Origin of the sequence: Xenorhabdus sp. TS4 (assembly GCF_014467265.1) — a bacterium.
In the GTDB taxonomy this organism is placed as follows: Bacteria; Pseudomonadota; Gammaproteobacteria; order Enterobacterales; family Enterobacteriaceae; genus Xenorhabdus; species Xenorhabdus ehlersii.
In genome coordinates this window covers 69,566-96,549 of sequence record NZ_NKHQ01000003.1, presented here as the reverse complement: position 1 = coordinate 96,549, position 26,984 = coordinate 69,566, and the positions used below count along the sequence as shown (strand labels likewise).

20 protein-coding genes are annotated in these 26,984 nt (G+C 44.3%); 12 read left to right on the top strand and 8 right to left on the bottom strand.

What is annotated here, in order from left to right:
- Nucleotides 1-257: 257 nt before the first annotated feature.
- Nucleotides 258-791, top strand: a complete 534-nt coding sequence (gene seqA / locus Xets_RS02515) for a replication initiation negative regulator SeqA (protein WP_074018432.1) — start codon at nucleotides 258-260, stop codon at nucleotides 789-791.
- 93 nt (nucleotides 792-884) lie between these two features.
- A complete protein-coding gene (gene pgm / locus Xets_RS02510) occupies nucleotides 885-2,525 on the top strand; it encodes a phosphoglucomutase (alpha-D-glucose-1,6-bisphosphate-dependent) (RefSeq protein WP_099131128.1) in 1,641 nt (546 codons plus the stop codon).
- Between the two features lie 61 nt (nucleotides 2,526-2,586).
- Here the strand turns inward: pgm and Xets_RS02505 are convergent, their stop codons facing one another.
- Nucleotides 2,587-3,015 carry an EamA family transporter gene (locus tag Xets_RS02505; protein ID WP_099131129.1) on the bottom strand — a complete coding sequence of 143 codons (429 nt, stop codon included), beginning with the start codon at nucleotides 3,013-3,015 and terminating at the stop codon, nucleotides 2,587-2,589.
- A 530-nt stretch (nucleotides 3,016-3,545) separates the two neighbouring features.
- On the opposite strand from Xets_RS02505, the gene pulA reads away from it, so the two are divergent.
- Nucleotides 3,546-6,344: a pullulanase-type alpha-1,6-glucosidase gene (gene pulA, locus Xets_RS02500; protein WP_255430553.1), complete on the top strand. Its 2,799-nt coding sequence runs from the start codon at nucleotides 3,546-3,548 to the stop codon at nucleotides 6,342-6,344.
- 54 nt (nucleotides 6,345-6,398) lie between these two features.
- On the opposite strand, the gene kdpD is transcribed toward pulA, so the two are convergent.
- The 5 genes from kdpD to kdpF are packed head-to-tail and all read right to left on the bottom strand — an operon-like array spanning nucleotide 6,399 to nucleotide 13,613.
- Nucleotides 6,399-9,101 (bottom strand): two-component system sensor histidine kinase KdpD, encoded by a 2,703-nt coding sequence (gene kdpD, locus Xets_RS02495; protein ID WP_187651113.1) that lies wholly within the window; start codon nucleotides 9,099-9,101, stop codon nucleotides 6,399-6,401.
- On the bottom strand, nucleotides 9,088-9,687 hold the full coding sequence (gene kdpC / locus Xets_RS02490; protein WP_099131132.1) for a potassium-transporting ATPase subunit KdpC: 600 nt from the start codon (nucleotides 9,685-9,687) through the stop codon (nucleotides 9,088-9,090). The genes kdpD and kdpC overlap by 14 nt, the downstream gene beginning before the upstream one ends.
- Nucleotides 9,688-9,742: 55 nt before the next feature.
- The gene (kdpB, locus tag Xets_RS02485) at nucleotides 9,743-11,809 is read right to left on the bottom strand and encodes a potassium-transporting ATPase subunit KdpB (RefSeq protein ID WP_187651112.1); all 2,067 of its coding nucleotides are present in this window, start codon (nucleotides 11,807-11,809) and stop codon (nucleotides 9,743-9,745) included.
- 16 nt (nucleotides 11,810-11,825) lie between these two features.
- Complete coding sequence (gene kdpA / locus Xets_RS02480) at nucleotides 11,826-13,523, bottom strand: potassium-transporting ATPase subunit KdpA (RefSeq protein WP_099131134.1); 1,698 nt, start codon at nucleotides 13,521-13,523, stop codon at nucleotides 11,826-11,828.
- The gene (gene kdpF / locus Xets_RS02475; RefSeq protein ID WP_065814091.1) at nucleotides 13,524-13,613 is read right to left on the bottom strand and encodes a K(+)-transporting ATPase subunit F; all 90 of its coding nucleotides are present in this window, start codon (nucleotides 13,611-13,613) and stop codon (nucleotides 13,524-13,526) included.
- A 351-nt stretch (nucleotides 13,614-13,964) separates the two neighbouring features.
- Between kdpF and Xets_RS02470 the strand changes: the two genes are divergently transcribed.
- Entirely contained in the window at nucleotides 13,965-14,174 is a 210-nt protein-coding gene (locus Xets_RS02470) for a YbfA family protein (RefSeq protein ID WP_187651111.1), read from the top strand.
- Between the two features lie 209 nt (nucleotides 14,175-14,383).
- Nucleotides 14,384-15,127 carry a type 2 GTP cyclohydrolase I gene (locus tag Xets_RS02465; RefSeq protein WP_187651140.1) on the top strand — a complete coding sequence of 248 codons (744 nt, stop codon included), beginning with the start codon at nucleotides 14,384-14,386 and terminating at the stop codon, nucleotides 15,125-15,127.
- 31 nt (nucleotides 15,128-15,158) lie between these two features.
- Here the strand turns inward: Xets_RS02465 and Xets_RS02460 are convergent, their stop codons facing one another.
- Nucleotides 15,159-16,307, bottom strand: a complete 1,149-nt coding sequence (locus Xets_RS02460) for an MFS transporter (RefSeq protein ID WP_099131137.1) — start codon at nucleotides 16,305-16,307, stop codon at nucleotides 15,159-15,161.
- A 119-nt stretch (nucleotides 16,308-16,426) separates the two neighbouring features.
- Between Xets_RS02460 and Xets_RS02455 the strand changes: the two genes are divergently transcribed.
- Complete coding sequence (locus Xets_RS02455) at nucleotides 16,427-17,212, top strand: helix-turn-helix transcriptional regulator (protein ID WP_099131138.1); 786 nt, start codon at nucleotides 16,427-16,429, stop codon at nucleotides 17,210-17,212.
- Nucleotides 17,213-17,313: 101 nt separating this feature from the next.
- On the opposite strand, the gene Xets_RS02450 is transcribed toward Xets_RS02455, so the two are convergent.
- The gene (locus Xets_RS02450) at nucleotides 17,314-18,597 is read right to left on the bottom strand and encodes a citrate synthase (protein WP_099131139.1); all 1,284 of its coding nucleotides are present in this window, start codon (nucleotides 18,595-18,597) and stop codon (nucleotides 17,314-17,316) included.
- Nucleotides 18,598-19,218: 621 nt separating this feature from the next.
- Here Xets_RS02450 and sdhC point away from each other — a divergent pair.
- The 6 genes from sdhC (at nucleotide 19,219) to odhB (ending at nucleotide 26,839) form a co-directional block, all read left to right on the top strand.
- Nucleotides 19,219-19,608 carry a succinate dehydrogenase cytochrome b556 subunit gene (gene sdhC / locus Xets_RS02445; protein ID WP_074022583.1) on the top strand — a complete coding sequence of 130 codons (390 nt, stop codon included), beginning with the start codon at nucleotides 19,219-19,221 and terminating at the stop codon, nucleotides 19,606-19,608.
- Nucleotides 19,602-19,949, top strand: a complete 348-nt coding sequence (gene sdhD, locus Xets_RS02440; RefSeq protein ID WP_099131140.1) for a succinate dehydrogenase membrane anchor subunit — start codon at nucleotides 19,602-19,604, stop codon at nucleotides 19,947-19,949. The genes sdhC and sdhD overlap by 7 nt, the downstream gene beginning before the upstream one ends.
- Complete coding sequence (sdhA, locus tag Xets_RS02435) at nucleotides 19,950-21,716, top strand: succinate dehydrogenase flavoprotein subunit (RefSeq protein WP_099131141.1); 1,767 nt, start codon at nucleotides 19,950-19,952, stop codon at nucleotides 21,714-21,716.
- A 37-nt stretch (nucleotides 21,717-21,753) separates the two neighbouring features.
- Nucleotides 21,754-22,470, top strand: coding sequence for a succinate dehydrogenase iron-sulfur subunit (locus Xets_RS02430; RefSeq protein ID WP_099131142.1), 717 nt, complete (start codon nucleotides 21,754-21,756; stop codon nucleotides 22,468-22,470).
- 335 nt (nucleotides 22,471-22,805) lie between these two features.
- Entirely contained in the window at nucleotides 22,806-25,613 is a 2,808-nt protein-coding gene (sucA, locus tag Xets_RS02425; protein WP_099131143.1) for a 2-oxoglutarate dehydrogenase E1 component, read from the top strand.
- A 14-nt stretch (nucleotides 25,614-25,627) separates the two neighbouring features.
- Nucleotides 25,628-26,839, top strand: a complete 1,212-nt coding sequence (gene odhB / locus Xets_RS02420; protein ID WP_099131144.1) for a 2-oxoglutarate dehydrogenase complex dihydrolipoyllysine-residue succinyltransferase — start codon at nucleotides 25,628-25,630, stop codon at nucleotides 26,837-26,839.
- Nucleotides 26,840-26,984: the final 145 nt, after the last annotated feature.

Sequence of the window (26,984 nt, the reverse complement as noted above, 5' to 3'; positions counted from 1 at the left end):
TTTGCCTGAATTTAATACCATTTATACAATGTTTAATATTGAGATGCTTAATATCATGATGCGTGAATTGTGACAAACTCAATGGGATGAAATAGTTGTAACTAATTGATTTATTTTAAAGGAAAGTCGCTTTCCTAAAGATTCTCAATTTTTAAAGGAATCACTTTAAGTTATTGAAAGTTTAATTGTTTTGTTTTGTGGCATTATATCTTATAATCCCAAGATAATTTTTTCATTAAGAACAGTACTGGATAGAAATGAAAACGATAGAAGTTGATGAAGAACTTTACCGCTTTATTGCAAGCCAAACTCTGCATATCGGTGAAAGTGCATCTGATATTTTACGGCGCATATTGAAGTTAGACGCCGGGCAGCCAGTACAAATTACAGAGCCTGCCAACGACCCTGCACCTGTTGTTAAAACCCCTGTTGCCCGTTCCCGTGATGCTGTCCGTGTTATTCGTGAATTATTGCTTTCTGATGAATATGCTGAAAAGAAAAAATCTGTTGAACGTTTTATGCTGATCTTGTCGGCATTGTATAGCCTGAACAGCGAGAATTTTTCTAAAGCAACGGAAGCGATGCATGGCCGCACCCGTACCTATTTTGCCGGTGATGAGTACACCTTATTGGCTAGGGGTAAGCAAACTAAGCCACGTCATATTCCCGGTACACCTTTTTGGGTGATCACTAATACCAATACTGACCGTAAACGTAGCATGATTGAACATATTATGCAGGATATGAAGTTTCCGGCAAATTTGATTGAGAAAGTGTGTGGCACTATTTAATTCAGTTAGTTGCCCTACTACTAATACAATCGCTTAGTTTATTAGTACTGCGCTGGCGATAAGTCAGTGCGGTTTCCCAGGAGAAATAATAAAGTGGCAATTCATCCAAGGGCAGGGCAGCTCGCCCAGCAGCATGATTTAATCAATATTGCTCAGCTCACTTCACAGTATTACACCTTACAACCACATCCTGAAAATCCAGCACATAAGGTCAAATTTGGTACTTCTGGCCATCGTGGCAGTTCTGGGCGTAGTAGTTTTAACGAAGCGCATATTCTGGCTATTTCGCAGGCGATTGTGGAAGTTCGTTCGCAACATGGGATTACTGGACCATGTTATGTGGGCAAAGATACCCATGCACTTTCAGAAGCGGCATTTATCTCCGTATTGGAGGTGTTAACGGCAAATGGTGTGGATGTAATTGTGCAGGAAAATAATGGGTTTACACCGACTCCTGCCATTTCTCATACCATCTTATGCCATAACCGTCAGGGAAAAAGTTCGGCTGATGGTATCGTGATTACGCCATCCCACAACCCGCCAGAAGACGGTGGTATTAAATATAATCCGCCTAACGGCGGACCCGCCGATACCGATTTGACGGCAATCATTGAACAACGTGCAAATGAATTATTGGCCGTTGGTCTCAATGGGATCAAGCGCCTGCCTTATGAACAGGTATTAAAAAGTGAATATCTGCATGCCCAGGATTTGATCGATCCTTATGTCACTGCTCTGGGTGAAGTTGTGGATATGGCGGCGATCCAACAGGCAGGTTTAAAGATTGGTATTGATCCACTGGGCGGCTCAGGGATCGCCTATTGGCAGCGGATTGGGGAATATTACAATCTCGATCTGACACTGGTTAATGATAAGGTCGATCAGACATTCCGTTTTATGACATTGGATCATGATGGCGTGATCCGTATGGATTGTTCATCCCGTTGGGCGATGGCGGGGTTACTGGAGCTGCGTGGTAAATTTGATTTAGCCTTCGCCAATGATCCTGATTATGACCGTCATGGGATTATTACACCGGCTGGTTTGATGAATCCCAACCATTACTTAGCAACGGCTGTCGATTATCTATTCCGTCATCGTCCACAATGGCCGAAAAATATCGCAGTGGGTAAGACACTGGTTTCCAGCGCCATGATTGATCGTGTTGTAGCCGATCTGGGACGGGAATTAGTAGAAGTTCCCGTCGGTTTTAAATGGTTTGTGGATGGATTATATAAAGGCCAGTTGGGCTTTGGTGGAGAAGAAAGTGCCGGAGCATCTTTCTTGCGCTTTGATGGCACTCCGTGGTCAACCGATAAAGATGGTATCATTCTTTGCTTGTTGGCTGCTGAAATGACCGCAATGACTGGTGAAAATCCACAGCAACGTTACGATAAATTGGCGGCCAGATTTGGCACACCAAGCTATAGCCGTATTCAGGCTCCAGCGACTCATCAGCAAAAAGCATTGCTGTCTAAATTATCACCGGAAATGGTCAAGGCCGACATATTGGCAGGTGACCCGATTACTGCCCGTTTGACCACTGCATCGGGCAATGGTGCTTCCATTGGTGGCTTGAAAGTGATGAGTGACAATGGTTGGTTTGCTGCCCGTCCTTCTGGTACGGAAGAGGCCTATAAAATCTATTGCGAAAGCTTCCTTGGTGCGGAGCATCGTGAAAAAATTGAACAAGAGGCACAGGAAATCGTCAATCAGGTATTTGCTGCGGGTTGATTGGTTTCTATTTCTGGCTGGAAAAACACAAGCCGTAGCAGTTGCTGCGGCTTCTTTGCTTTTATCCCAAAGCAACCATCAAAGCGCCTATGGCAATCAGTACGACGCCAGCGGAAGTCACCAGAGAAATTTTCTCGCCAAATAGAATTACCGCCAGAACGACGGCAAATACCACGCTCAATTTATCGATAGGAGCAACCTGGGAAACATTACCATGTTTGATCGCTAAAAAATAGAATAGCCAAGAGAGGGCTCCGGCAAGACCACTTAATAGGATAAACAGCAGCGCCTTACGATTGGCAAGAATTTCACTGATAAGAGTCAATTTTCCCTGCACAGCGACAACGCCAACCAGAAACAGTGCCATAATGACAGCACGAATAGCGGTTGCCGTATTGGCATCCAAATTTTGCAACCCAATTTTTCCAAAGATAGCCACCAGCGCTGCTGTTAGTGCGGAGAGTAAGGCATAAATCAGCCATGTACTCATATTCAATTAATCCTGTGTTTGATATTAACGTGTTTGTATCAGAGGAGTGAATCATAGGCTAATTTTGTTGATCTGAATATATAGAATTCCATTAAAATGCTAAAAATTTTTATGCGCTTTATTCTTCGAATGGCTGCAACTTTTAATTATGTGAAAGTACCATTAATTAAAGATCGCCCAAAGAGTTGTAAATTAATCCATGCAAAAAAGCAGACCAAGTTTTTTTGCAAAATGCCTTTTATGATGAACATCACAGAAAGTAACTCATCCTTTATTCTCCTCCTGATATTTATTAATAAAGGATGAGGTGAACTTATCTAATACAATGTTTAATCATTATTTTCATTTTATTAAAAATAAAATAGTTGATGTGATCTTTCTATTAAAAAGGTTTGACTATGAAATCTGACTTTTGGAGAAAGGTTTATCTTATTGTATTCGGCAGCTTATTCATTTTATCACTGACAAGTTGCGTACAAGATAGCGGTATACAAAATAAAAATCATTCGCTCAAAACCCAGGAGGAACTGATGGCACCTAGTTTGAAGCAAATATCTGGTAGTGAACAAATCTACCGTTGTCATTCTGAGTCAGAAATTTCTCAAGCTTCCGCACATTGGGTTGATCGACAAACATTATTATGGTCAGGTGGGGCAGGCCAGCCTATTGTTCGCTTATACTACAATCACGACACTAAGGTAAAGTCCAATGACCAAGGTTATTTTACCGATAAGTATCTGGCGTTAACACCGACAAACTTAAATCAAGAAACAGCGAGGAGATTTCCTCATCTGGCAAAATGGGCAGCATTCCGTCTACCAGAAGGAACAGATATTGATCTTCTTCTGACCGGAGATTTGGTGGCTTTGGCTGCTAATGAGCAAGGTTTGCTAATATCAGCAACTCAAGTACAAACGGCGGGTGTGTTGGATGATCGTTTCGCTGATGCTGCTGATAAGCTGGAATATGGGGCACGGATAAACGATAAGGGGGTGATTTTCCGCTTATGGGCACCAACTGCCCAAGAGGTGGACTTGGTTCTTTATAATCAAGATAAGCAAATTATCGCCAATTATACAATGGAACGCGATACCGCGAGTGGCTCTTGGTCATGGCAAGGCGATAAGAAATTGATTGGTGCTTACTATCGTTATGCCTTAAAAGTCTACCATCCATCTTCCCGTAATGTGGAACGTTATGAAGTTACCGATCCCTATTCTTATAGTCTGTCCACTAATTCAGAATATAGCCAGATTGTTAATTTGGATGATACATCCTTAAAACCACAAAACTGGGATAACCTGTTGACGCCACGCCCGCAAAATACACCAATGGATATTGCCAGCATGGCTATCTATGAAGCACATATTCGTGATCTTTCCGTTGCAGACAGCACGATACCAGCAGCCTGGCGTGGTAAATATCTGGCTCTGACTGACAAGAATAGCGATATGTTCAAGCATCTTAAGGCATTGAGTCAGGCGGGAATGACTCATATAGAGTTATTGCCTGTGTTTGATATCGCTTCCATTAATGAATTTAGCCATCAGGTGGCTGATCTTGATCACCCTTTTAAACGTCTATGTCAGGTCAATCCAATGGTGAAAAATAGCCGTTTTGCGGGTTATTGCCATAGCTCATTGACTGTACGGGAGGTTTTGCAGCAATTGCGGTTTGATGACAACATCAATAATCCGCAGGTACAAGAATTAAATACGATGGTGGCAAAGACGGATTCCTATAACTGGGGCTACGATCCGTTTCACTATTCAGTACCGGAAGGTTCTTATGCCACTGATCCAGAAGGTTCCAGTCGCATAAAAGAGTTTCGTTCTATGATACAGGCTATCAAACAGCAATTGAGTATGAATGTGATCATGGATGTTGTCTATAACCATACCGATGCGGCAGGCTCTGCGTCCCGAACGTCAGTGTTGGATAAGATCGTGCCTTGGTATTACCACCGTTTAGATGAAATAACAGGCAATGTTGAAAATAATACCTGTTGTGCTGACACTGCGCCTGAACACCGTATGTTTGCCAAACTGATTGAAGACTCACTGGTAACCTGGGTTAAAGATTATAAGATAGATGCATTTCGGTTCGATTTAATGGGTTATCACCCCAAAGCGCAAATTATATCGGCACTAGAAAAAGTACGAACTATTAACCCATCGATCTACTTTTTCGGCGAGGGCTGGAATTCTGGGCAGGATGATCGGTTTGAAACCGCATCACAAGTTAATCTTAAAGGGAGTGGTATTGGGACTTTCTCTGATCGGTTACGAGATGCGGTACGTGGTGGCGGGCCTTTTGATGTTGCCGATAGTATTCGCAGTAATCAGGGAGTAGGCAATGGTGCCGAAATATTACCCAACGAAATTTCTGACTTAGATACAGATCAAGTTCATCATTTATGGGATCTGGTACGTCTTGGCATGGCTGGTAATTTGGCGGATTTCGTCATGATCGATAAAGATGGAGAGGTAAAAACAGGCAGGGAAATTGATTATAAGGGTACTGCTGCGGGTTATGCATTAGATCCCATTGAAGTACTGAATTATGTATCTAAGCACGACAATCAAACATTGTGGGATATTATTAGCTACAAAGCTGCCCAAGAGGCGGATTTGGTGACGAGGGTTCGTATGCAGGCGCTCTCTCTTGCAACGGTATTCCTTGGGCAAGGTTTGGCTTTTGATCAACAAGGGTCAGAATTATTGCGTTCAAAATCATTTACCCGTGATTCTTATGATGCTGGCGATTGGTTTAATCGTGTTAGCTATGACTATAAAGACAATAATTATGACGTGGGACTACCTGAACGTGATAATGACGGCAAAAATTATCCACTGATTAGTCGGGTGAAAAATCAGGTGGAAAAACCAGGCCAAAATGAATTATTACAGATGATGACGTTTTATCAGGAGCTATTGCGTTTACGTCAATTTTCACCACTGATGACACTTGGCGATGGTGTTGCTGTCAAGCAGCGTGTTGATTTCGTTAATGTTGGTTCTCATCAGCAACTTGGTTTACTGGTCATGACGATTGATGATGGCAATATGACGTCGGGTGATCGTGATTGGCGGTTTGATGGTTTAGTCGTCGTCATTAATGCTGCACCTTGGTCGGTAACTGTCAACGAGCTTAATGTCGAAGGGCTGAAATTAAATGATATTCAACGTGAATTAGGCGAAGCATCTTTGGCGGCGGGAATACAAATAACAGAAAATGGTGAGGTAATCATGCCTGCATGGTCAGCAGCCGTGTTGGTTCTGCCACAAGAAGGAATCCGTGGAACAGGTTTGCCTGTTCGTAAGAAGTAACGAAATCAGGTATGGTATTTGAGTAATTGAGTTTTGGGGCGGACTCATTTTTATTTACATCTTATTGAGAGCATTTTCAATTTTTGGTGGCTCTTCCAACGGCAGAAGAAAATGAAAACTGATCCCGCCTTTTTTATTGTTAGCCACCCATATTCTTCCACCGTGGATTTCAATAATGGAGCGACAGATCGCCAAATCTAATCCGACACCAGGGATAGTCGCTTCTTTGCTGGCGCGTGAGAACTTATCAAAAATAAGCTTTTCTTGCCTTTGTGGAATTCCTGTGCCTGCATCCCAAATTTCAAGATGTATCTGTTTTTTTTCTATTGTGGCTTGTATACCCAAGGGAGTTTGTTCATTGGTGTATTCAATGGCATTTTCCAGCAGGTTGATAAAAACACGTTCCAGTAAGGCGGCATCACAGTGCAGCAATAAATCATTAGGTAAAGAAAGTTCTACAGTATAGCGATTGAGGGTATGTTCCAGAGAGTGCAAGGCATTGCCGACAATGTCTTCCAGTGGATACCATTCAAGATTAAGCTGAATGCCACCTGATTGCAGTCGTGCCATATCAAGCAGGTTATTGACCAGTCGCGAAAGGCTGAGAATTTGTTGGCGAATTTGGTTAACTTGTTGGGTATGGGGTGAACTTTCTGTCGATAAATCCAACATCAGTATTTCAGCCTGCCCGAACAGTACGGTCAACGGAGTAAGTAAGTCGTGAGATAGTGCTGCCAGTAATGAATTACGCAGCTGCTCCCGCTCAGTTTCTAACCTGGCAGATTCTGCACTGCGGGTAAGGTGCAGGCGTTCCAGCGCATTGGCAATGAGTCCCGTGAAGATTTGTAATAGCCGCTGTTGTTCCGGTACTAGTAACTGGCGCTGGTTAGGGGATTCAATAGCCAGAACGGCAAAAACCTGCGAGGGCGTAGCGATAGGCAATAATTGATAAGGGACACCCGGTAATGTATCAGTACCAGCTCCCGCAGGTTGTTTTTTCTCAAAACACCATTTGGCGATCGCTTCATCGATCTGCATTTGACCACCATTATGGGATTTAACTTGATATAAATGTCGGTTGCTATCTGGCAGCAGCAGACCCGTTTTTGCCTGAAAGCTATCGGAGAGAAAGTGATAGCTGATACGGGCTACGTCTTCTTCGTTCAGAACTTTGCTCAGTGTCCGAGTTATTTCATATAAGTGCCGTGTTCGTTGTTCGCGATAACGGGCTACTCTGGCTTGATAGCGTATACCTGCGGTAAGGTTTCCAACAACTGCCCCGACAATCAGCATTACAACCAGTGTGAGCAGATATTGTATGTTTTTGACTTCCAATGACCAACGTGGTTGGACAAAGAAAAGATCAAAACTGATGACATTGACAAAAGCAGCAAAGACAGATGGCCAACGACCATAAAACAGCGCGATGATGACAACACCGAGCAGGTAGAGCGCCACCAGGTTGGCTTTATCAAGGGTCAGTAAGAAGGTTCGGGAAAAGAGGGTAATCAGGGCACAGAGTACAATAGCCATCAAAAAACCCTGAATCGGGACTCGCCATTTATCATTGAATGTTCGGTTATCTTTTGGCTCTTTGTCTCCGTGTTTTTTATCTTCCAACGCGACAATAATCAAATCCAAATCAGGGCCGAGTTTTCCCAGACGCTCTGAAAAGTCACGATACCATTTAAAGCCGAGAAAATTTACCTGTGAATTGTAATAGCGGCCAATAAGGATTTTACCCAAGTTATGTTCTCTGGCGTAGCGCAGGATGGCTTTTTCTTCATCAGAATCGGAGAGTGTTGCGGTTTCAGCGCCCAGATCTTGTGCTAACTTTAAGGCTTGCAAAATGGTACGTCGTTTACCTTCTGGCAATCGATGTAGTTTGGGGGTTTCAACGTAAACAGCATGCCAGGTACAGTTGAGTTTTGCTGCCAGGCGAGCGGCTTTTCGAATCAGTTTTTCATTGCCGGCGTTGTAGCCAATACACAGCAGTAAATTCTCTTGTGTATGCCATACGGGTTCTTTTCCTCGAGTATCACGAAAAGCACGCATTTGGTCATCTACGCGATCTGCTGTGCGACGCAGGGCCAATTCACGCAGAGCAATCAGGTTCCCTTTGCGGAAAAAATGTTCAATGGCACGCTCTGCCTGACCTGAAATATAAACCTTGCCGTCATTGAGCCGTTGACGCAGATCATCAGGCGGAAGATCGACCAGAACCACATCATCGGCCTGATCAAATATATGGTCAGGAACGGTTTCCCGTACGCGAATACCGGTAATACCGCCGACAATATCATTCAAACTTTCCAAATGTTGCACGTTGATGGTTGTCAGTACATCAATGCCAGCTTCCAGTAATTCTTCGACATCTTGCCAGCGCTTCGGGTGGCGGCAACCTCTAGGGTTACTGAATGCCAGTTCATCCATCAGAATAATGGCCGGATGGCGGGCAAGGGCGGCATCAATATCAAATGCCGCTATCCTGCGTTCATTATGGCGGAAATATTTTGCGGGTAATTGGGGTAACCCTTCCAGTAGGGCTGCGGTTTCTTGTCGATCATGGGTTTCAACAACACCGACAATGACATCTAACCCTTGCGCCAGCAGTCGTTGAGCTTCTTGCAGCATGGCATACGTTTTGCCGACCCCCGCACAAGCACCAAAAAATATTTTTAGTTTGCCACGTGGTTTTTCGTTTGCCAGTGTCAGTAATTCATCAGGATCAGGGCGATGTAGTTCATTTTGTTCCATATCTTAATCTGCCTTTTTGGTTCAGATTATCCAACGCCAGATTCAGTTCCAGTACATTGACTATGGGCTGCCCCATATATTCCAGCAGGGGATATTGAATATGTTGCTCAATGAGCTTATGGATGATTGCAAGTGGCATATGACGGGCTATCGCCACTCGTTGTGCCTGGAATTCAGCCGCTTCAGGGGATATATGGGGATCGAGCCCACTACCCGATGCCATGATTAAATCAACAGGGATTGGAGAATTTTCGGGATAGTTAAATAAACGTACCTGGATAATGTGTTGGTGTATTTTACTGCTCAATGCAGGGTTGGTTATAGCAAGATTACTGCCTCCAGATGACAGGGTGTTGTACGGTTTTTCGGCTGTCATAGAAGGTCGCCCATGAAAATAGATGGCTTTGGTAAAATTTTGACCAATTAATTCAGAGCCAATCCATTTTCCATTCTGCTCTATTAGCGAGCCTTTAGCTTGATGGGGAAATAAAAATTCTGATATTCCCGTCACCAGTAGTGGATAGGCAATCCCCGTGACTAAGCTAAGAAACACCAGCAGAACAATGGAAGAACGTAACCAGATCATTTTTCATCACCTTATTTGAAGCCCGATTTTTAAATACGCTGTAGTGAAAAGATCGTTAGTTAAACATTAAGGCAGTGAGCAATATATCAATCAACTTGATACCCACAAAAGGCACCAGCAGGCCACCAAGGCCATATACCCACAGATTCCGGCGTAAGAGTGACAATGCATTCATTGGGCGATAACTGACACCTTTTAGAGCCAATGGCAGTAAAAAGATTATGATTATTGCATTGAAGATAACCGCAGACAGTACCGCAGATTCTGGAGAATGCAGATGCATGATGTTCAACACATTAAGTTGTGGATATGTGACCGAAAAGGCGGCGGGAATGATGGCAAAATATTTAGCAATATCATTGGCAATACTGAATGTGGTCAAAGCCCCGCGGGTCATTAGCATCTGCTTGCCGATATGGACAACCTCGATCAACTTGGTGGGATTGGAGTCCAGGTCAACCATATTGCCCGCCTCTTTCGCTGCTTGTGTGCCTGAATTCATGGCAACGGCAACATCTGCTTGTGCCAGCGCGGGTGCGTCGTTTGTACCATCACCCGTCATGGCAACCAGGCGCCCTTCGGATTGATATTGGCGGATAAGAGCGAGTTTCGCTTCGGGAGTGGCTTCTGCCAGAAAGTCATCAACACCCGCTTCGGCGGCAATTGCCGCAGCAGTGAGGTGATTGTCACCCGTGATCATGACAGTCTTGATCCCCATTTTGCGCATTTCACTGAAGCGTTCTTTAATTCCGCCTTTCACAATATCTTTTAAGGCAACAACTCCCAAGACTTGCTGATTCTCAGCAACAACCAAGGGGGTTTCTCCCTTATGCGCAACTTGCTGTACCAATTGGTCAATCACATCTGGGAAATGGCTATGATTAGCTTCAATATGGCGGCGAATAGCATCGACAGCACCTTTGCGGATCATGCGATTACCAATATTGACGCCACTCATGCGGGTCATTGCAGAGAAGGGGACAAATGTCGCTTTTAATTCTCGAAGATCACGTTCACGCATATTGAAACGTTGTTTCGCCAAAATCACGATACTACGCCCTTCAGGGGTTTCATCTGCAAGGGAAGAGAGTTGAGCAGCATCAGCCAACTGCCGTTCCGTTACATCTGGTGCAGGTAAAAATTGGGATGCCTGACGATTACCTAGCGTGATAGTGCCAGTTTTATCGAGTAGCAAAACATCGACATCCCCAGCGGCTTCAATGGCTCGCCCGCTGGTGGCAATAACATTGGCTCCCAACATCCGGCTCATACCCGCAACGCCAATCGCTGACAGTAATCCACCAATCGTGGTGGGGATTAGGCAAACCAGTAAGGCAATCAATACCGTAAGTGTAATAGGTGCGCCAGACTGGTTAGCCTGGACACTGAACAAGGAAAAAGGCAGCAAGCTTATACAGACCAGCAGGAAAATAATGGTCAGTGCAGTGAGCAGAATGGTGAGGGCTATTTCATTGGGTGTTTTACGTCGCTTAGCTCCTTCAACCATTGAGATCATTCTGTCTAAAAAGGTTTCTCCCGGATTGACTGTGCATTCGATGATTAACCAATCTGATAAAACTCGCGTACCGCCAGTGACAGAAGAAAAATCGCCGCCGGATTCGCGGATAACTGGTGCAGATTCTCCTGTAATAGCGCTTTCATCAACGGAAGCTCCTCCTGCAAGGACTTCTCCATCACAAGGAATAATTTCTCCTGCTTCCACTAGCACAATATCACCTTTGCGCAAAGTGTCAGAAGTGACTTTTTCTTTTGTAGCCTCACGGCTGGATGATGTCAGTTTGGTCGCCCAATTAGTTCTTTTTACACCTTTCAGGCTGGATGCTTGAGCTTTGCTGCGTCCTTCAGCCAGCGCTTCTGCAAAATTGGCAAACAGTACGGTAAACCATAGCCAGAGAGCAATGGCACCGGTAAAGAGCGTGCTGCCCGTTAATTGTCCTACTAATATACCGATCCATAAGATAGTGGTCAGGCAACTTCCCACATAAACCACGAACATGACCGGATTGCGCCATTGTTGAGCCGGATGGCATTTTTTTAACGAATCGATAAATGCATGACGAATTAAAGTCGGTTCAAATAATACTTGTTGTTTATTTTTCATACGTTATCTCACATTCTCACGGCCAAAGTTGTAGGTGTTCTGCGATAGGGCCTAGAGCCAGGGAAGGAATAAACGTAAGGGCACCAATTAGTAAAATGACCAGAATTAATAATCCGATGAAGAGCGAGCCGTGGGTCGGTAAAGTGCCACTGCTAATCGGCTGGCGTTTTTTGTTAACCATGGAACCTGCGATTGCCAGAACAGGCAGAATGAGACCAAAGCGCCCAAGAAACATGATGACGCCCAACAATAGGTTGTAAAAGACATTGTTGGCGTTGAGTCCGGCAAAAGCACTGCCGTTGTTGTTGGCTGCGGATGAGAAAGCATAAAGCACTTCGGTGAAGCCATGAGCGCCGGGATTTGCAATAGCACTGCGACCTACGTCGATTGAAATTGCTAGAGCGGTGCCCAATAAAACAAGCGAAGGAGTGATTAAAATCGCCAATGCGACCATTTTCATGTCATAGACATCGATTTTTTTGCCTAAGTATTCTGGTGCGCGGCCAATCATTAAGCCCGCAATAAATACAGCAAGCAGAACGAACAGTAATATGCCATAAAGGCCAGAACCTGCCCCACCGAATATGACTTCCCCAATTTGCATCAACCAGAGCGGTATCATGCCACCCAGTGCAGTAAAGGAGTCATGCATCGCATTTACGGCACCACAGGAAGCGGCTGTCGTCACAACGCTATAGAGAGAAGAGGCAAGGATACCAAAGCGGGCTTCTTTGCCTTCCATATTAAAGTGGTTACCGATATTGGGATGTATGAGCTGGGCATTGCCTGCGGTTTCGGCATACATCACAACGCTGGTAGCAATAATGAAAATAATGCTCATTGCCCAGAGCAGGGTATATCCCTGTCGATTGTCGCCAACAACCAGACCGAATGCGAAACATAATGCACAAGGGATCAGGAAAATGGCCAGGATCTGGACAAAGTTACTAAGTGAAGTTGGGTTTTCAAATGGATGGGCTGAGTTTGCCCCAAAAAATCCTCCACCATTAGTGCCCAAAAGTTTTATAGCTTCTTGGGAAGCGACTGGTCCCATAGGCAGCAATTGTTGTTGCCCCTCAAGAGAGTGGATGAGGACATAGGGAGAAAAGTTTTGGATAACGCCCTGACTGACAAAGAATAAGGCCACAATAATCGCAAGCGGCAGCAAGAGATATACAGTGATGCGTGTGATGTCGATCCACGCATTTCCCACTGTTTTAGTGCCTTGACGGGAAAACGCCCGCATTAAGGCAAAAGCCACAGCAATTCCCGTTGCCGCAGACAGAAAATTTTGAACAGTCAATCCGGCCATTTGGCTCAGGTAACTGAGGGTATTTTCTCCGCTATAAGCTTGCCAATTGGTATTAGTGATAAAACTGATCGTGGTATTAAGGGCCAGATCCCATCTCATGCCAACAAAATGTTGTGGATTCAGTGGCAGATGACCTTGGTTGATCAGCAGCATAAACAGTAGTAATAGTCCGGCTATGTTGAATATGAGGATGGCGAGAGCATACTGCCACCAGTTCATTTCTTTGACATTACTACCAGGTTTCTTCAGGCCACAACAACGCCACAGGATGGTTTCTGTTTTTATCAGCCAGCGAGGTAGTTCTCCTTCGACGAGCCTGGCAATCAGGATACCAAGCGGTTTACCCAATAGAAATAGTATGAGCAGGAAACTGGCAATCAGTAAAAAAGCGGATATTGCCATTTAGAAATCCTCCGCATTCAATAACGCATAAATGAGATAGCCCAGTAATAGCGTCACCAGAAAAATGCCAAGGATCAGGAAGATATTCATGGTGGTGTATCTCCTTGCTTATTTCTTCAAGAAATAGTCAGTTACAGCATAGAAATACCATACAAAGAAATTATTAAAAGGGTTCCTGAAAACGTAAAAAAAGTATAAGTGATCTGTGGAATTCATCGACAAAGCATCATAAGGCAAGTGTAGCAAACCATGTCGAGTTAATTTTTTGTTTTCAATTTGTTTGTTTTGTTTCTGTTTAAGTGTGATTTTGTAATTAAATTACGCAATCAGAGAAAAAAGGTGATTTATATCACTAAAAAAGTGGTCGGATGAGTAGTAAATTTTCATTTTATCAGATAAAATTTTATGCATATTACAGGTTAAGCCCATGAGGGGGTATCAATGTCTATATATCGTGCATACTCTTGGCATCAGATTCTCTTGCGGCGTATTGGCGCTATATCACTGGGTGCCATTGCGCTTCCTATTATGCTGTTTCGTCGTGATCGTGCCCGCTTTTATAGCTATCTGTATAAAGTATGGCGAAAAACCAGTGATAAGCCAGTATGGCTGGAATGTTTAGAAATGACTTTAGAGACACGGAATCGCTAAAATAGCATTATGACTGAGAGCCTAACCGGGCATTTTGAATATAACATCTTGAACTGTAGTATCTTGCATATAGTATCTTGGCACCTTGTCGGTTTATGCTGGCAAGGTGTTTTGTTTTATATTGGATTTATAACTAATCTATTTTGACTTAATCCATGGCAGGTATGTATTTTATGATGAAGAAAATGCTAAGTGACAAGGGGAATGTGATGAACAATGTTGAATTGGAGCATGTGCTCAATACGGAATTGAAGATCCGCGAATTTCAAGATTACGCTCCCAATGGATTACAGGTGGAAGGCCGCCCTCATGTTCAACGGGTAATTACAGGCGTGACAGCCTGTCAGGCACTGTTGGATGAAGCTGTTCGCCTTGAGGCGGATGCTGTCATCGTTCATCATGGATACTTTTGGAAGAATGAATATCCTGTTATCCGTGGCATGAAGCGTCGCCGTTTGCAAACACTGCTTTGCAATGATATCAACCTGTATGGCTATCATCTTCCGTTAGATGCCCATCCTGCTTTGGGTAACAATATCCAATTGGCGCGTCAGATGGGAGCAAAGGTTATCGGCGAGATTGATACTCTTCTTCCTCATGGTGCTTTTGATCAGCCTATTACACCGACAGAATTGATTGAACGTCTTGAAAAAAGCCTGGAGAGAAAGATACTGCATTGTGGTGATAATGCACCAGAAGAGATCCGCACACTGGCATGGTGTACAGGCGGTGGTCAAAGTTTTATTGAACAGGCGGCAGAGTTTGGTGTTGATGCCTTTGTGACAGGAGAGGTATCAGAAAAAACGATCCATGTTGCCCGTGAAATGGGACTGCATTTTTTTGCGGCAGGGCACCATGCGACAGAGCGCTATGGCATCAAAACGCTCGGTGAATGGCTGGCAAATAATTATGGATTGGATGTGACTTTTATCGATATTCCCAATCCGGCTTGATTTTTTAGCTAATCTATATAGCCCCTGGATTTTATTTCCATTTTGGGAGTTGGGGCTTTTTATCTTGCAAGAGAGATAAAACAATCATTGCGATCCCACAACATATTAATACGCTGCCTAATGCCTGACTCCAGCCTGCCAATGCCAAACCAAGTCCCAGCAGCAAATAGTAAAATAACCCAAGTAAAGCACCGGCTGTACCTAGCCTATCTGAATAGTTGGTCAATGCAGAAGCTAAAATATTCGGGATCGCCAGCCCATAAGCGATAACTATTCCCAATATCGGAAAAATAAAGAGCCAGCTATTTTCGAGCAGGTATACACCGATCCCACTGAATAAACTGATTAATGAGGCAAGGGCAACTAATTGGGTTGATATCCATTGTTGCTTTAATAGATATTTGTTTAATAGCGAGCCTAATACAACGCCGAAAGTTAATAACAAGCCAGTATAACCAAATATTTTCTGTGATAACCCAAATTGTTGGAAACGAAATGGCGCTAATTGGTAATAGCTGAATAAACAAATATTGAAAAATGCGATCAAAAACGCATTTCGCCAAATTGAAATATCTTTAAGCATCATAATTACTGTGCTGAATAAAGCCACTTTTGTTACGTCAGTCGGCCTGGTTTCTGGTAATCGGGCAATAGACCAATAGATCAGGATAATCGCCAGAATAATTAACCCAGCAAAGACTGCTTTATAGCCAGCAAAATAGTTCAATGTTGAACCACTGAGCATGCCAATGGCAGGGCTGATTGCTAAGGCAATTCCCATGACAGAAAAGACACGTGCTAACTCTTCCCCACGATAAGTATCACGCATAATGGTTTGTGTGCCGACAGAGCCAACTGCGGCCCCGAAAGCAGACAGCATTCGGGCAACGAGTAATAACCAAAATTGTGGTGTCAATAATGCCAGCAGGGAAGCGAGGCCATAGAGTGATAGACCAGCAATAATAGTTGGGCGTCTGCCAATGACATCACACATACGTCCCCATACGACAACACCAAGGGCAAAAGCAAAAAAATAGAGTGATAATGTTTGAGCAGCTTGCTCTGGGTTGACGGAAAATCCAGCGGCAATATTGGTTAATGCGGGACTATAGATGGTTTCTACGATCTGCGGGAACATCATCAAGGCAATAGCAAGCCAAAGTGATGGTTTAGTTTGCATGATTTTTTTCTTTTGCTGATAAGTAATGACTTGAAAGATTAGCATTATAATTTTTGTCTTTTTATGATAATAAAGACTATTTGTTTATTTAATCGGACATTAAATCAGTAGGAATGAGCATGGCATGGTTGCAACAAAGTGATTATTTTGATCCTGATAGCTTGGATATGCCTGTGATAGGGATCGCAGCAGAGATGGGGCAACACGATTCTGGCTTTCATCAACATGATATGGGGCAATTATTGTTTACCCAGCGGGGCTGTATCAAGATCACATTGGCAAACCAGATTTCTGTTCTGCCTCCAACCAGAGTGGCATGGCTCCCTCCAAAGACACGGCATCGGGCAGAAATGCGTGGCTCAGTAGGTTACCGTTCTATTTATTTAAATTCTAATTACTTGAAATCTCATGAATTGGAGTTACTTTCGACACAAAGTGAAGTATTGGAAGCCACACCACTATTACAGGCTCTTTTAGAGCGTATCGCAGTGTCTTCTTTTGACTCTGATTGGGAGCAGGGAAAAGGAGCAAATTTGTTGGCATTATTTTTTGATGAAATTCGCGAGGCGCGTAGGGAACCAACCTTATTGCCGCTGCCGTCTGATCGGCGGTTAACACATTTGCCATTTGATCAGTTGCCATCACCATTACACAGACTGGCTACTTATATTGGTGCCAGTGAGAAAACCATTACCCGGATATTTCAACGTGAAACAGGAATGAACTATCAACAGTGGCGGCAACAATGGCGATTGGTAAAGGCGATAGAGTTATTGGCGCAGAATAAAACGTTATCCTATGTTGCACAGGAACTCGGTTTTGCCAACGATAGTGCATTTGTGACATTTTTTCGCAAAATCATGGGGAAACCGCCAAAGGAATATATGGCTGGCTCAGAGAGATAAAGCAAAAATACACCCCTAATCTCAGAATAAAAACTGGCATAAGAGGTGCAGAAATACACTATTCAACATGTGCCAGAATATGAATAGTGTTATTGATCAAATTACTTTTCCAACTGGCTCTTGAAATCGCGTTTCGTGTGACCAGTATAAAGCTGCCGTGGACGTGCGATCTTCAAGCCTTCATCGTGCATTTCATTCCAGTGTGCAATCCAGCCAATAGTACGGGCCATAGCGAAAATCACGGTGAACATGGTTGACGGAATACCCATGGCTTTCAGGATAATGCCTGAATAGAAGTCGACGTTTGGATACAATTTTTTCTCAATGAAGTATGGGTCATGCAAGGCAATGCGTTCTAACTCCATGGCCACTTCCAGCAGACTGTCATTCAGACCAAGCTCATTTAGCACTTCATGGCAGGTTTCACGCATCACTGTCGCGCGAGGATCATAGTTTTTGTAAACACGGTGACCAAAGCCCATTAGGCGGAAAGAGTCATTTTTGTCTTTGGCGCGAGCGATGAATTCAGGAATGTGTTCGACAGTTTGGATCTCCTCCAGCATCCGCAAGCAGGCTTCATTTGCTCCACCATGTGCTGGTCCCCAGAGGGATGCAATACCCGCAGCAATACAAGCAAATGGGTTGGCACCAGAAGAGCCCGCAGTACGTACTGTTGAAGTTGAAGCATTTTGCTCATGATCTGCATGCAGAATGAGAATGCGATCCATGGCGCGTTCTAATACTGGATTAACCTTATACTCTTCACACGGTGTTGAGAACATCATGTACAGGAAGTTAGCAGCATAAGACAGATCGTTGCGTGGATAAACGAAAGGTTGCCCAAGGGAATATTTGTAACACATTGCCGCAACAGTTGGCATTTTGGACAGTAGACGGTAAGCAGTGATTTCACGGTGACGAGGATTATGGACATCCAGGGCATCATGATAGAAGGCAGCCAGTGCGCCTGTAACACCACAAAGTACGGCCATTGGATGGGAGTCACGGCGGAAACCGTGGAACAGACGAGTGATCTGTTCGTGGATCATAGTATGGCGAGTCACCGTAGTTTTAAATTTTTCGTATTCTTCGGGAGTGGGTGGTTCGCCATATAGCAGAATGTAACAGACTTCCAGATAGGTCGATTCCGTTGCAAGCTGATCGATGGGAAAACCACGGTGTAGCAAAATGCCTTCATTGCCATCAATATAGGTGATTTTCGACTCACAGGAAGCAGTGGAAGTAAAACCTGGATCATAAGTATAGAAGCCTTTTGAGCCGAGGGTACGAACGTCAATCACTTCAGGACCTAGGGTTGGCGTTAGTACGTCTAGTTCGATAGCAGCTGAACCATTTATGTTCAACGTAGCCTTTTTATCAGCCATTTATATCTCCTTAGCGCTTATTTTTATAACCCCTAACAACCAGATAGGCGCAATTTATACTGTGCCGAAAGCATTGTGCTACCGGAGAGAATTTAAAATCAGGCTGGTATCACATTTAACGCTGAAATCTCATTACGGACGACAATGGTTTTCAGGTTGTTAAAAAGTTTTTGGAAGTTATGTTTAAAGTATTATTGACATAAAATGTTATCATTTTGTGCTTATATGATACTTTTGCATAACTTTTATTTTTCGTTAAGATTAATTTTGCATCATAAAATGATGGCAAATAATATATAACGACATATATGTAAGATAAATGTTTAATCTTTGTCAAATAAGATTGTTAATTTTATGAAAAATGTTTGAAGCGTGATCTTTCTCACTGTTCAAGCTAAATGTTAATAATCATATTGTGTGGCAATTGTAATAACAATGTGAAGTACTTATACTTCTGGGAGGTCTCCGGATTATCCTGATGTAGGAGCACCCAGCGTAACCAAATCACAACTTTTGATGAACAGTAGGGATTGTTTAAGTTAATTATGTTGTGTCTTTGTATCCTCTTCGCGCTGTCTGATTCCCGCCCAGGACCGGAGGATGGAAAATAAAAAAAGCTTTGTGGGCAAAATTGTGAAAAAACAAAGACCTGTCAACCTTGATCTGCGGACGATTAACCAACCCGTCTCCGCGATAGCATCGATCTTGCACCGTATCTCAGGCGTCATCACCTTTATCGCAGTTGGCATTCTACTGTGGTTACTAGGGATGTCTCTGTCTTCGCAAGAGGGCTTCCTGCAAGCATCTGAAATCATGACTGGCTTCTTCGCCAAATTTATCCTGTGGGGGATATTGACGGCGCTGGCTTACCACATCTGTGGAGGCATTCGCCATGTGTTGATGGATTTTGGTTTCCTGGAAGAAAATCTCGCTACCGGTAGCGCATCTGCCAAAGTAGCAATAGCAATCGCGGTTATTCTGTCTATTCTGGCTGGGGTATTATTATGGTAAGCAACGCATCCGCTTTGGGTCGTACAGGTATTCAGGATTGGCTGCTATTGCGCGCATCCGCAATTATTATTGTTTTGTATGTCCTTTATCTCGTTGGTTTTGTCGCAACAACGTCGGATATTACTTATGAAGTTTGGCGTGGTTTCTTTTCTTCATCCCTCACTAAAGTGTTCACCATATTGACTCTGTTTTCTATTCTGGTTCATGCATGGATTGGAATGTGGCAGGTACTGACAGATTATGTCAAGCCACTCGTACTGCGTCTGGTTTTGCAACTGGTGATTATTGTAGCGCTGTTAACTTATTTGATTTACGGAACAATTGTTGTGTGGGGTGCATAAATGAAACTGCCAGTAAGAGAGTTTGACGCTGTTGTTATTGGTGCTGGTGGCGCAGGTATGCGTGCTGCACTGCAAATTTCACAAATGGGTTTATCCTGTGCTTTGATTTCCAAGGTATTTCCAACTCGTTCCCACACTGTTTCGGCACAGGGAGGGATCACTGTTGCGTTGGGCAATTCCCATGAAGATAACTGGGAATGGCACATGTATGATACGGTGAAAGGCTCCGATTATATTGGTGACCAGGATGCCATTGAATATATGTGTAAGACTGGCCCAGAAGCTATTTTGGAACTGGAACACATGGGGCTGCCATTCTCCCGTCTGGATGATGGCCGTATTTACCAACGTCCATTTGGTGGGCAATCCAGAAATTTTGGTGGTGAGCAGGCCGCTCGTACTGCTGCCGCTGCTGACCGAACTGGTCACGCTCTATTGCATACTCTGTATCAGCAGAATTTAAAAAATCACACGACTATTTTCTCTGAATGGTACTCGTTGGATCTGGTGAAGAATCAGGATGGCGCCATTGTCGGTTGTACCGCTATTTGCATTGAAACCGGTGAAGTGGTCTATTTTAAAGCTAAGGCGACTATTCTGGCAACGGGTGGTGCTGGCCGTATTTTCCAATCCACAACGAATGCACATATCAATACCGGTGATGGCGTGGGAATGGCATTGCGTGCAGGTGTTCCTGTTCAGGATATGGAAATGTGGCAATTCCACCCAACGGGTATTGCTGGCGCAGGTGTTCTGGTTACAGAAGGCTGTCGTGGTGAAGGTGGTTACCTGCTGAATAAAGATGGTGAACGCTTTATGGAGCGTTATGCACCAAATGCTAAAGACCTTGCTGGTCGTGATGTGGTCGCACGTTCTATGATGATCGAAATCCGTGAAGGCCGCGGCTGCGAAGGCCCATGGGGTCCGCACGTCAAACTGAAACTGGATCATCTGGGTAAAGAAGTATTGGAATCTCGCCTGCCAGGTATCCTTGAATTATCCCGTACTTTCGCTCACGTCGATCCGGTAAAAGAGCCGATCCCTGTTATCCCAACCTGTCACTATATGATGGGGGGTATTCCAACTAAGATTACGGGTCAGGCGCTGGCAGTAAATGAGAAAGGCGAAGATGTGGTGCTCCCTGGGTTGTTTGCCGTGGGTGAAATTGCTTGCGTATCTGTTCACGGCGCAAACCGTCTGGGTGGTAACTCACTACTTGATCTGGTGGTATTTGGTCGTTCTGCGGGTCTGCATCTGAAAGAATGTCTTATGGAACAAGGTACTAGCCGTGATGCCAGCGAATCTGATGTCGACGCAGCACTTCAACGTTTGAACCGTTGGAATAATACCCGTTCAGGTGAAGATCCAGTGGAAATCCGCAAAGCATTGCAAGCTTGTATGCAGCATAATTTCTCGGTATTCCGTGAAGGTGATGCGATGGCAAGAGGATTGGAAGAGCTGAAAGTGATCCGCGAACGTCTGAAAAATGCTCGTCTGGATGATACTTCATCGGAATTCAATACTCAACGCATCGAATGTCTGGAATTGGATAACCTGATGGAAACGGCTTATTCAACTGCGGTTTCTGCAAACTTCCGTACAGAAAGTCGTGGTGCCCATAGCCGCTTTGACTATCCAGAGCGTGATGATGCTAATTGGCTGTGCCATAGCCTGTACTTACCGCAAACTGAGAGCATGACTCGTCGTGAAGTGAATATGCAGCCAACGTTGCGTGAAGCTTTCCCGCCGAAAGTGCGTTCTTACTAATTGCATTGCTGATGTTCCAGTTGCGGAGAAATAGATTATGAAACTTGAATTTTCAATTTATCGTTATAATCCAGATGTCGATGATGTACCTCGTATGCAGGATTACACACTGGAAGCAGAGGAAGGGCGTGACATGATGTTGCTGGATGCGCTCATCCAGCTAAAAGAGCAAGATCCAACCTTGTCATTCCGCCGCTCTTGCCGTGAGGGTGTTTGTGGCTCTGATGGCGTGAATATGAATGGTAAAAACGGTTTGGCATGTGTTACACCCATTTCAGCGTTGCGTCGTGGCAATAAGAAAATTGTTATTCGTCCATTGCCTGGTTTGCCAGTGGTTCGTGATCTGGTTGTTGATATGGGGCAGTTCTACACGCAATATGAAAAAATCCGTCCTTATCTGATTAATGATGGTAAAAATCCACCCGCACGTGAGCACCTGCAATCACCAGTGCAGCGTGAAAAGCTGGATGGTTTGTATGAATGTATCTTATGTGCTTGTTGCTCAACGTCTTGCCCATCATTCTGGTGGAATCCGGATAAATTTATCGGTCCAGCGGGTCTTTTAGCGGCATACCGTTTCCTGATTGATAGCCGTGATACTGAAACAAGTTCACGATTGGATAATCTGAATGATGCATTCAGTGTTTTCCGTTGCCACGGAATTATGAATTGCGTCAACGTATGCCCTAAGGGATTGAATCCGACAAAAGCGATTGGTCATATTAAATCTATGTTGCTGAAACATAGCGCATAGCAAAATAAAAATTTGTGCATAAATAACACATAAATAGTGTGTAAATAGTGCATATAATGTTGCCCTCCACAATTTTGAAATAAATATCAAATCAGTGGAGGGCATTAAAGAATGAAAAATGATAAATTGCCTACTGCTAAAGACGAAATGTGTTTCCAAATAAAGGGATCTTTAAAAACTGATATTCGGTTTTTAAAGGTTCCTTGATGGGTAGGAAAACCCAAAGAAGAACATGCATTAAGCACGTCCAAATGAACCTTTTATCAACACCGCTAATTAAGCGGTATTTGTTAACCACGGCGAAAACTAAAGCTTTTAAAGCTTAAGGGCTCACAATGCAGAACGGCGCAATGAAGGACTGGCTGGACTCAAGCTTTCTGGCTGGTGCAAACCAGTCTTACATAGAGCAAATCTATGAAGACTATATAACTGATCCTAATTCTGTTGATGCAAGTTGGAGAGAAATTTTCCAACAATTACCGGATGCAGGACTTAGCGGCGAACAGCTTCACACACAGACACGCGATTATTTCCGTCGTCTGGCAAAGGATGCCACGCGTTACCACACTTCAGTCAGCGATCCAGCAATGGATGCAAAACAAGTCAAAGTTTTGCAGCTCATCAATGCATTCCGCTTCCGCGGACACCAACATGCAAACCTTGATCCATTGGGATTATGGAAACAGGAACCTGTACCCGATCTTGATCCTGCTTTCCATAATTTAACAAAATCGGATTTTGAAGAAACGTTTAATGTAGGCTCTTTTGCCATTGGCAAAGAGACCATGAAATTGGCTGATCTGTATGACGCGCTGAAACGCATTTATTGTGGTTCAATTGGTGCGGAATATATGCACATCACCAATACGGAAGAAAAACGTTGGCTCCAGCAACGTCTGGAGTCAGTGACAGTAAGTTCACAGTTTAGTGCAGAAGAAAAACGCCGTTTCCTGAAAGAATTAACATCAGCGGAAGGTTTGGAACGCTATTTAGGTGCCAAGTTCCCAGGGGCGAAACGTTTCTCCCTGGAAGGTGGCGACGCACTTATCCCTATGTTAAAAGAGTTGATCCGTCACGCAGGTAAACAAAGTACCCGCGAGGTGGTATTAGGAATGGCTCATCGTGGTCGCCTCAACGTTCTGGTCAATCTCTTGGGCAAAAAACCGATTGATCTGTTTGACGAATTTGCGGGTAAACATAAAGAGCATCTGGGTACAGGTGACGTAAAATACCATCAAGGTTTTTCTTCTGATTTTGAAACCGAAGGCGGTTTGGTGCATTTGGCACTGGCCTTTAACCCCTCTCACCTTGAGATTGTCAGCCCTGTTGTTATCGGCTCTGTACGTGCCCGCCGTGATCGCCTTGATGAAGGTCGCAGTAACATGGTTCTGCCTGTCACCATCCACGGTGATGCCGCAGTCACAGGGCAGGGGATTGTTCAGGAAACGTTGAACATGTCTCAGGCTCGCGGTTATGAAGTTGGCGGTACTGTTCGTATCGTAGTGAATAACCAAATTGGCTTCACCACTTCTAACCCGAAAGATGCCCGTTCAACACAATACTGTACTGATATTGTGAAAATGGTTCAGGCACCGATTTTCCACGTTAATGCAGATGATCCGGAAGCTGTTGCATTCGTCACACGTCTGGCGCTTGACTTCCGTAATACCTTCAAACGTGACGTGATGATCGATCTGGTCTGTTACCGTCGCCACGGTCATAACGAAGCTGATGAGCCAAGTGCAACTCAGCCACTGATGTACCAGCAAATCAAAAAACAACCAACTGCACGTAAAATCTATGCAGATAAGCTGGTAGCGGAAGGTTTGCTGGAGGCCAATGACGTTACTGAGATGGTGAACCTGTACCGTGATGCACTGGATCATGGTGAATGCGTTGTCGATGAATGGCGCCCAATGGGGTTGCACTCATTCACATGGGAACCCTATCTGAATCACGAATGGGATGAAGAGTATCCACATAAGATGGATATGAAACGTCTGCAAGATCTTGGCAAAAGCATCAGCACTGTTCCTGCCGAAGTGGCAATGCACTCACGTGTTGCGAAAATCTATGGCGACCGTGCAGAAATGGCGAATGGCAATAAATTGTTTGACTGGGGTGCTGCGGAAACACTGGCTTACGCGACTTTGGTTGATGAAGGTATTCCTGTCCGTATCTCTGGTGAAGATGCGGGACGTGGTACTTTCTTCCACCGTCATGCCGTTATTCATAACCAAAACAATGCTTCTGTTTATGTGCCTTTGGCGAATATCCACAATGGACAGGGTGTATTTAATGTATGGGATTCTGTCCTTTCAGAAGAAGCTGTACTGGCATTTGAGTACGGTTATGCAACAACTGAACCTCGTGTCCTGACGATTTGGGAAGCCCAATTTGGTGACTTTGCCAACGTGGCTCAGGTTGTGATTGACCAATTTATCAGCTCTGGCGAACAGAAATGGGGCCGTATGTGTGGTCTGGTTATGCTGCTGCCACATGGCTATGAAGGGCAGGGACCAGAGCACTCATCGGCACGTCTGGAGCGTTATCTGCAACTGTGTGCTGAACAAAACATGCAGGTTTGCGTACCATCGACTCCAGCTCAGGTTTATCACATGCTGCGTCGTCAGGCTCTGCGTGGTATGCGCCGTCCGCTCATCGTTATGTCACCAAAATCACTACTGCGTCATCCATTGGCAGTGTCTACTCTGGATGAATTGGCGCACGGCAAATTTGAACCAGTGATTGGTGAAATTGACGCCTTGGAGCCAAAAGGTGTTAAACGCGTTGTGCTTTGTTCCGGTAAAGTTTATTACGATCTGCTGGAACAGCGTCGTAAGAACGAACAGACTGACGTTGCTATTGTGCGTATTGAACAGCTGTATCCATTCCCACGTCAGCACTTGCAAGCTGAGCTTGAGCAGTATGCCCATGTTCATGACTTCGTCTGGTGTCAGGAAGAGCCACTGAACCAAGGGGCTTGGTATTGCAGTCAACATAATTTCCGTGAAGCGATCCCATTTGGGGCTTCTTTACGTTATGCAGGTCGTCCGGCATCTGCTTCCCCAGCTGTGGGATATACGTCTGTTCACCAGCAGCAACAGCAAGCACTGGTTAATGACGCACTGAATGTTGAATAAATTAAGGATAGAAAATGAGTAGCGTAGAAATTCTGGTCCCAGACCTTCCTGAATCTGTTGCAGATGCCACTGTGGCAACATGGCATAAAAAACCAGGTGACACCATAGAGCGTGATGAAGTGCTGGTTGAAATTGAAACGGATAAAGTTGTTTTGGAAGTACCAGCAAGTGAAGCCGGTGTTTTGGAATCCATTTTGGAAGAAGAGGGCGCCACTGTTCTGTCCAAACAACTGTTAGGTCGTATCCGTTTAGGTGACAGCACGGGTATACCTGCCGAAGTAAAAGCTAAAACAGAGGCAACGCCAGCACAGCGGCAGACTGCGTCTTTGGAAGAAGAAAGCAACGATGCACTAAGCCCTGCTGTTCGTCGTCTGATTGCAGAACATGATTTAGATCCTGCTGCCATTAAAGGCAGTGGTGTTGGTGGCCGTATTGTCCGTGAAGACATTGAAAAATATGTCGCTGCGAATAAAAAAGAGAGTGATAAGCCTGCTGCATCTGCTGAACAGCCATCCTTATTGCCACACCGCAGTGAAAAACGTGTCCCAATGACGCGTTTGCGTAAGCGTGTTGCAGAACGTTTACTTGAAGCGAAGAACAATACAGCAATGCTGACGACTTTCAATGAAGTCAACATGAAGCCAATTCAGGAATTGCGCAAGCAGTATGGCGATGCATTTGAAAAACGTCATGGTGTACGTCTGGGTTTTATGTCTTTCTATGTGAAAGCGGTTGTTGAAGCGTTGAAACGCTATCCAGAAGTGAACGCTTCCATTGATGGAACAGATGTGGTTTACCACAACTATTTTGATATTAGTATTGCTGTATCTACACCACGTGGCCTGGTTACACCTGTATTGCGTGATGCAGATGCATTGAGCATGGCTGATATTGAGAAAAGCATCAAAGAGCTGGCTATCAAAGGCCGTGACGGTAAACTGACTGTTGAAGAACTCACTGGCGGTAATTTCACCATTACCAACGGCGGTGTTTTCGGCTCCCTGATGTCCACCCCGATCATTAACCCACCACAAAGCGCTATCCTTGGTATGCATGCCATTAAAGATCGCCCAATGGCTGTAAATGGTCAGGTTGAGATCCTTCCGATGATGTACTTGGCACTGTCCTATGACCACCGTCTGATTGACGGTCGTGAGTCTGTCGGCTTCCTGGTGACCATCAAAGAAATGCTGGAAGATCCAACACGTTTGTTGCTGGATGTATAGCATCACTATCGGCGGAGGGTGTTAACTCCGCCAGTCTGAAGTAGTACGACGTTGATGTAAAAATATATGCAGGCCAGCCCTTTTGGGCTGGTCATATCCAGAGCAACAAAATAGAAGGTAATTTACCTTTCTTAAATTAAATTAT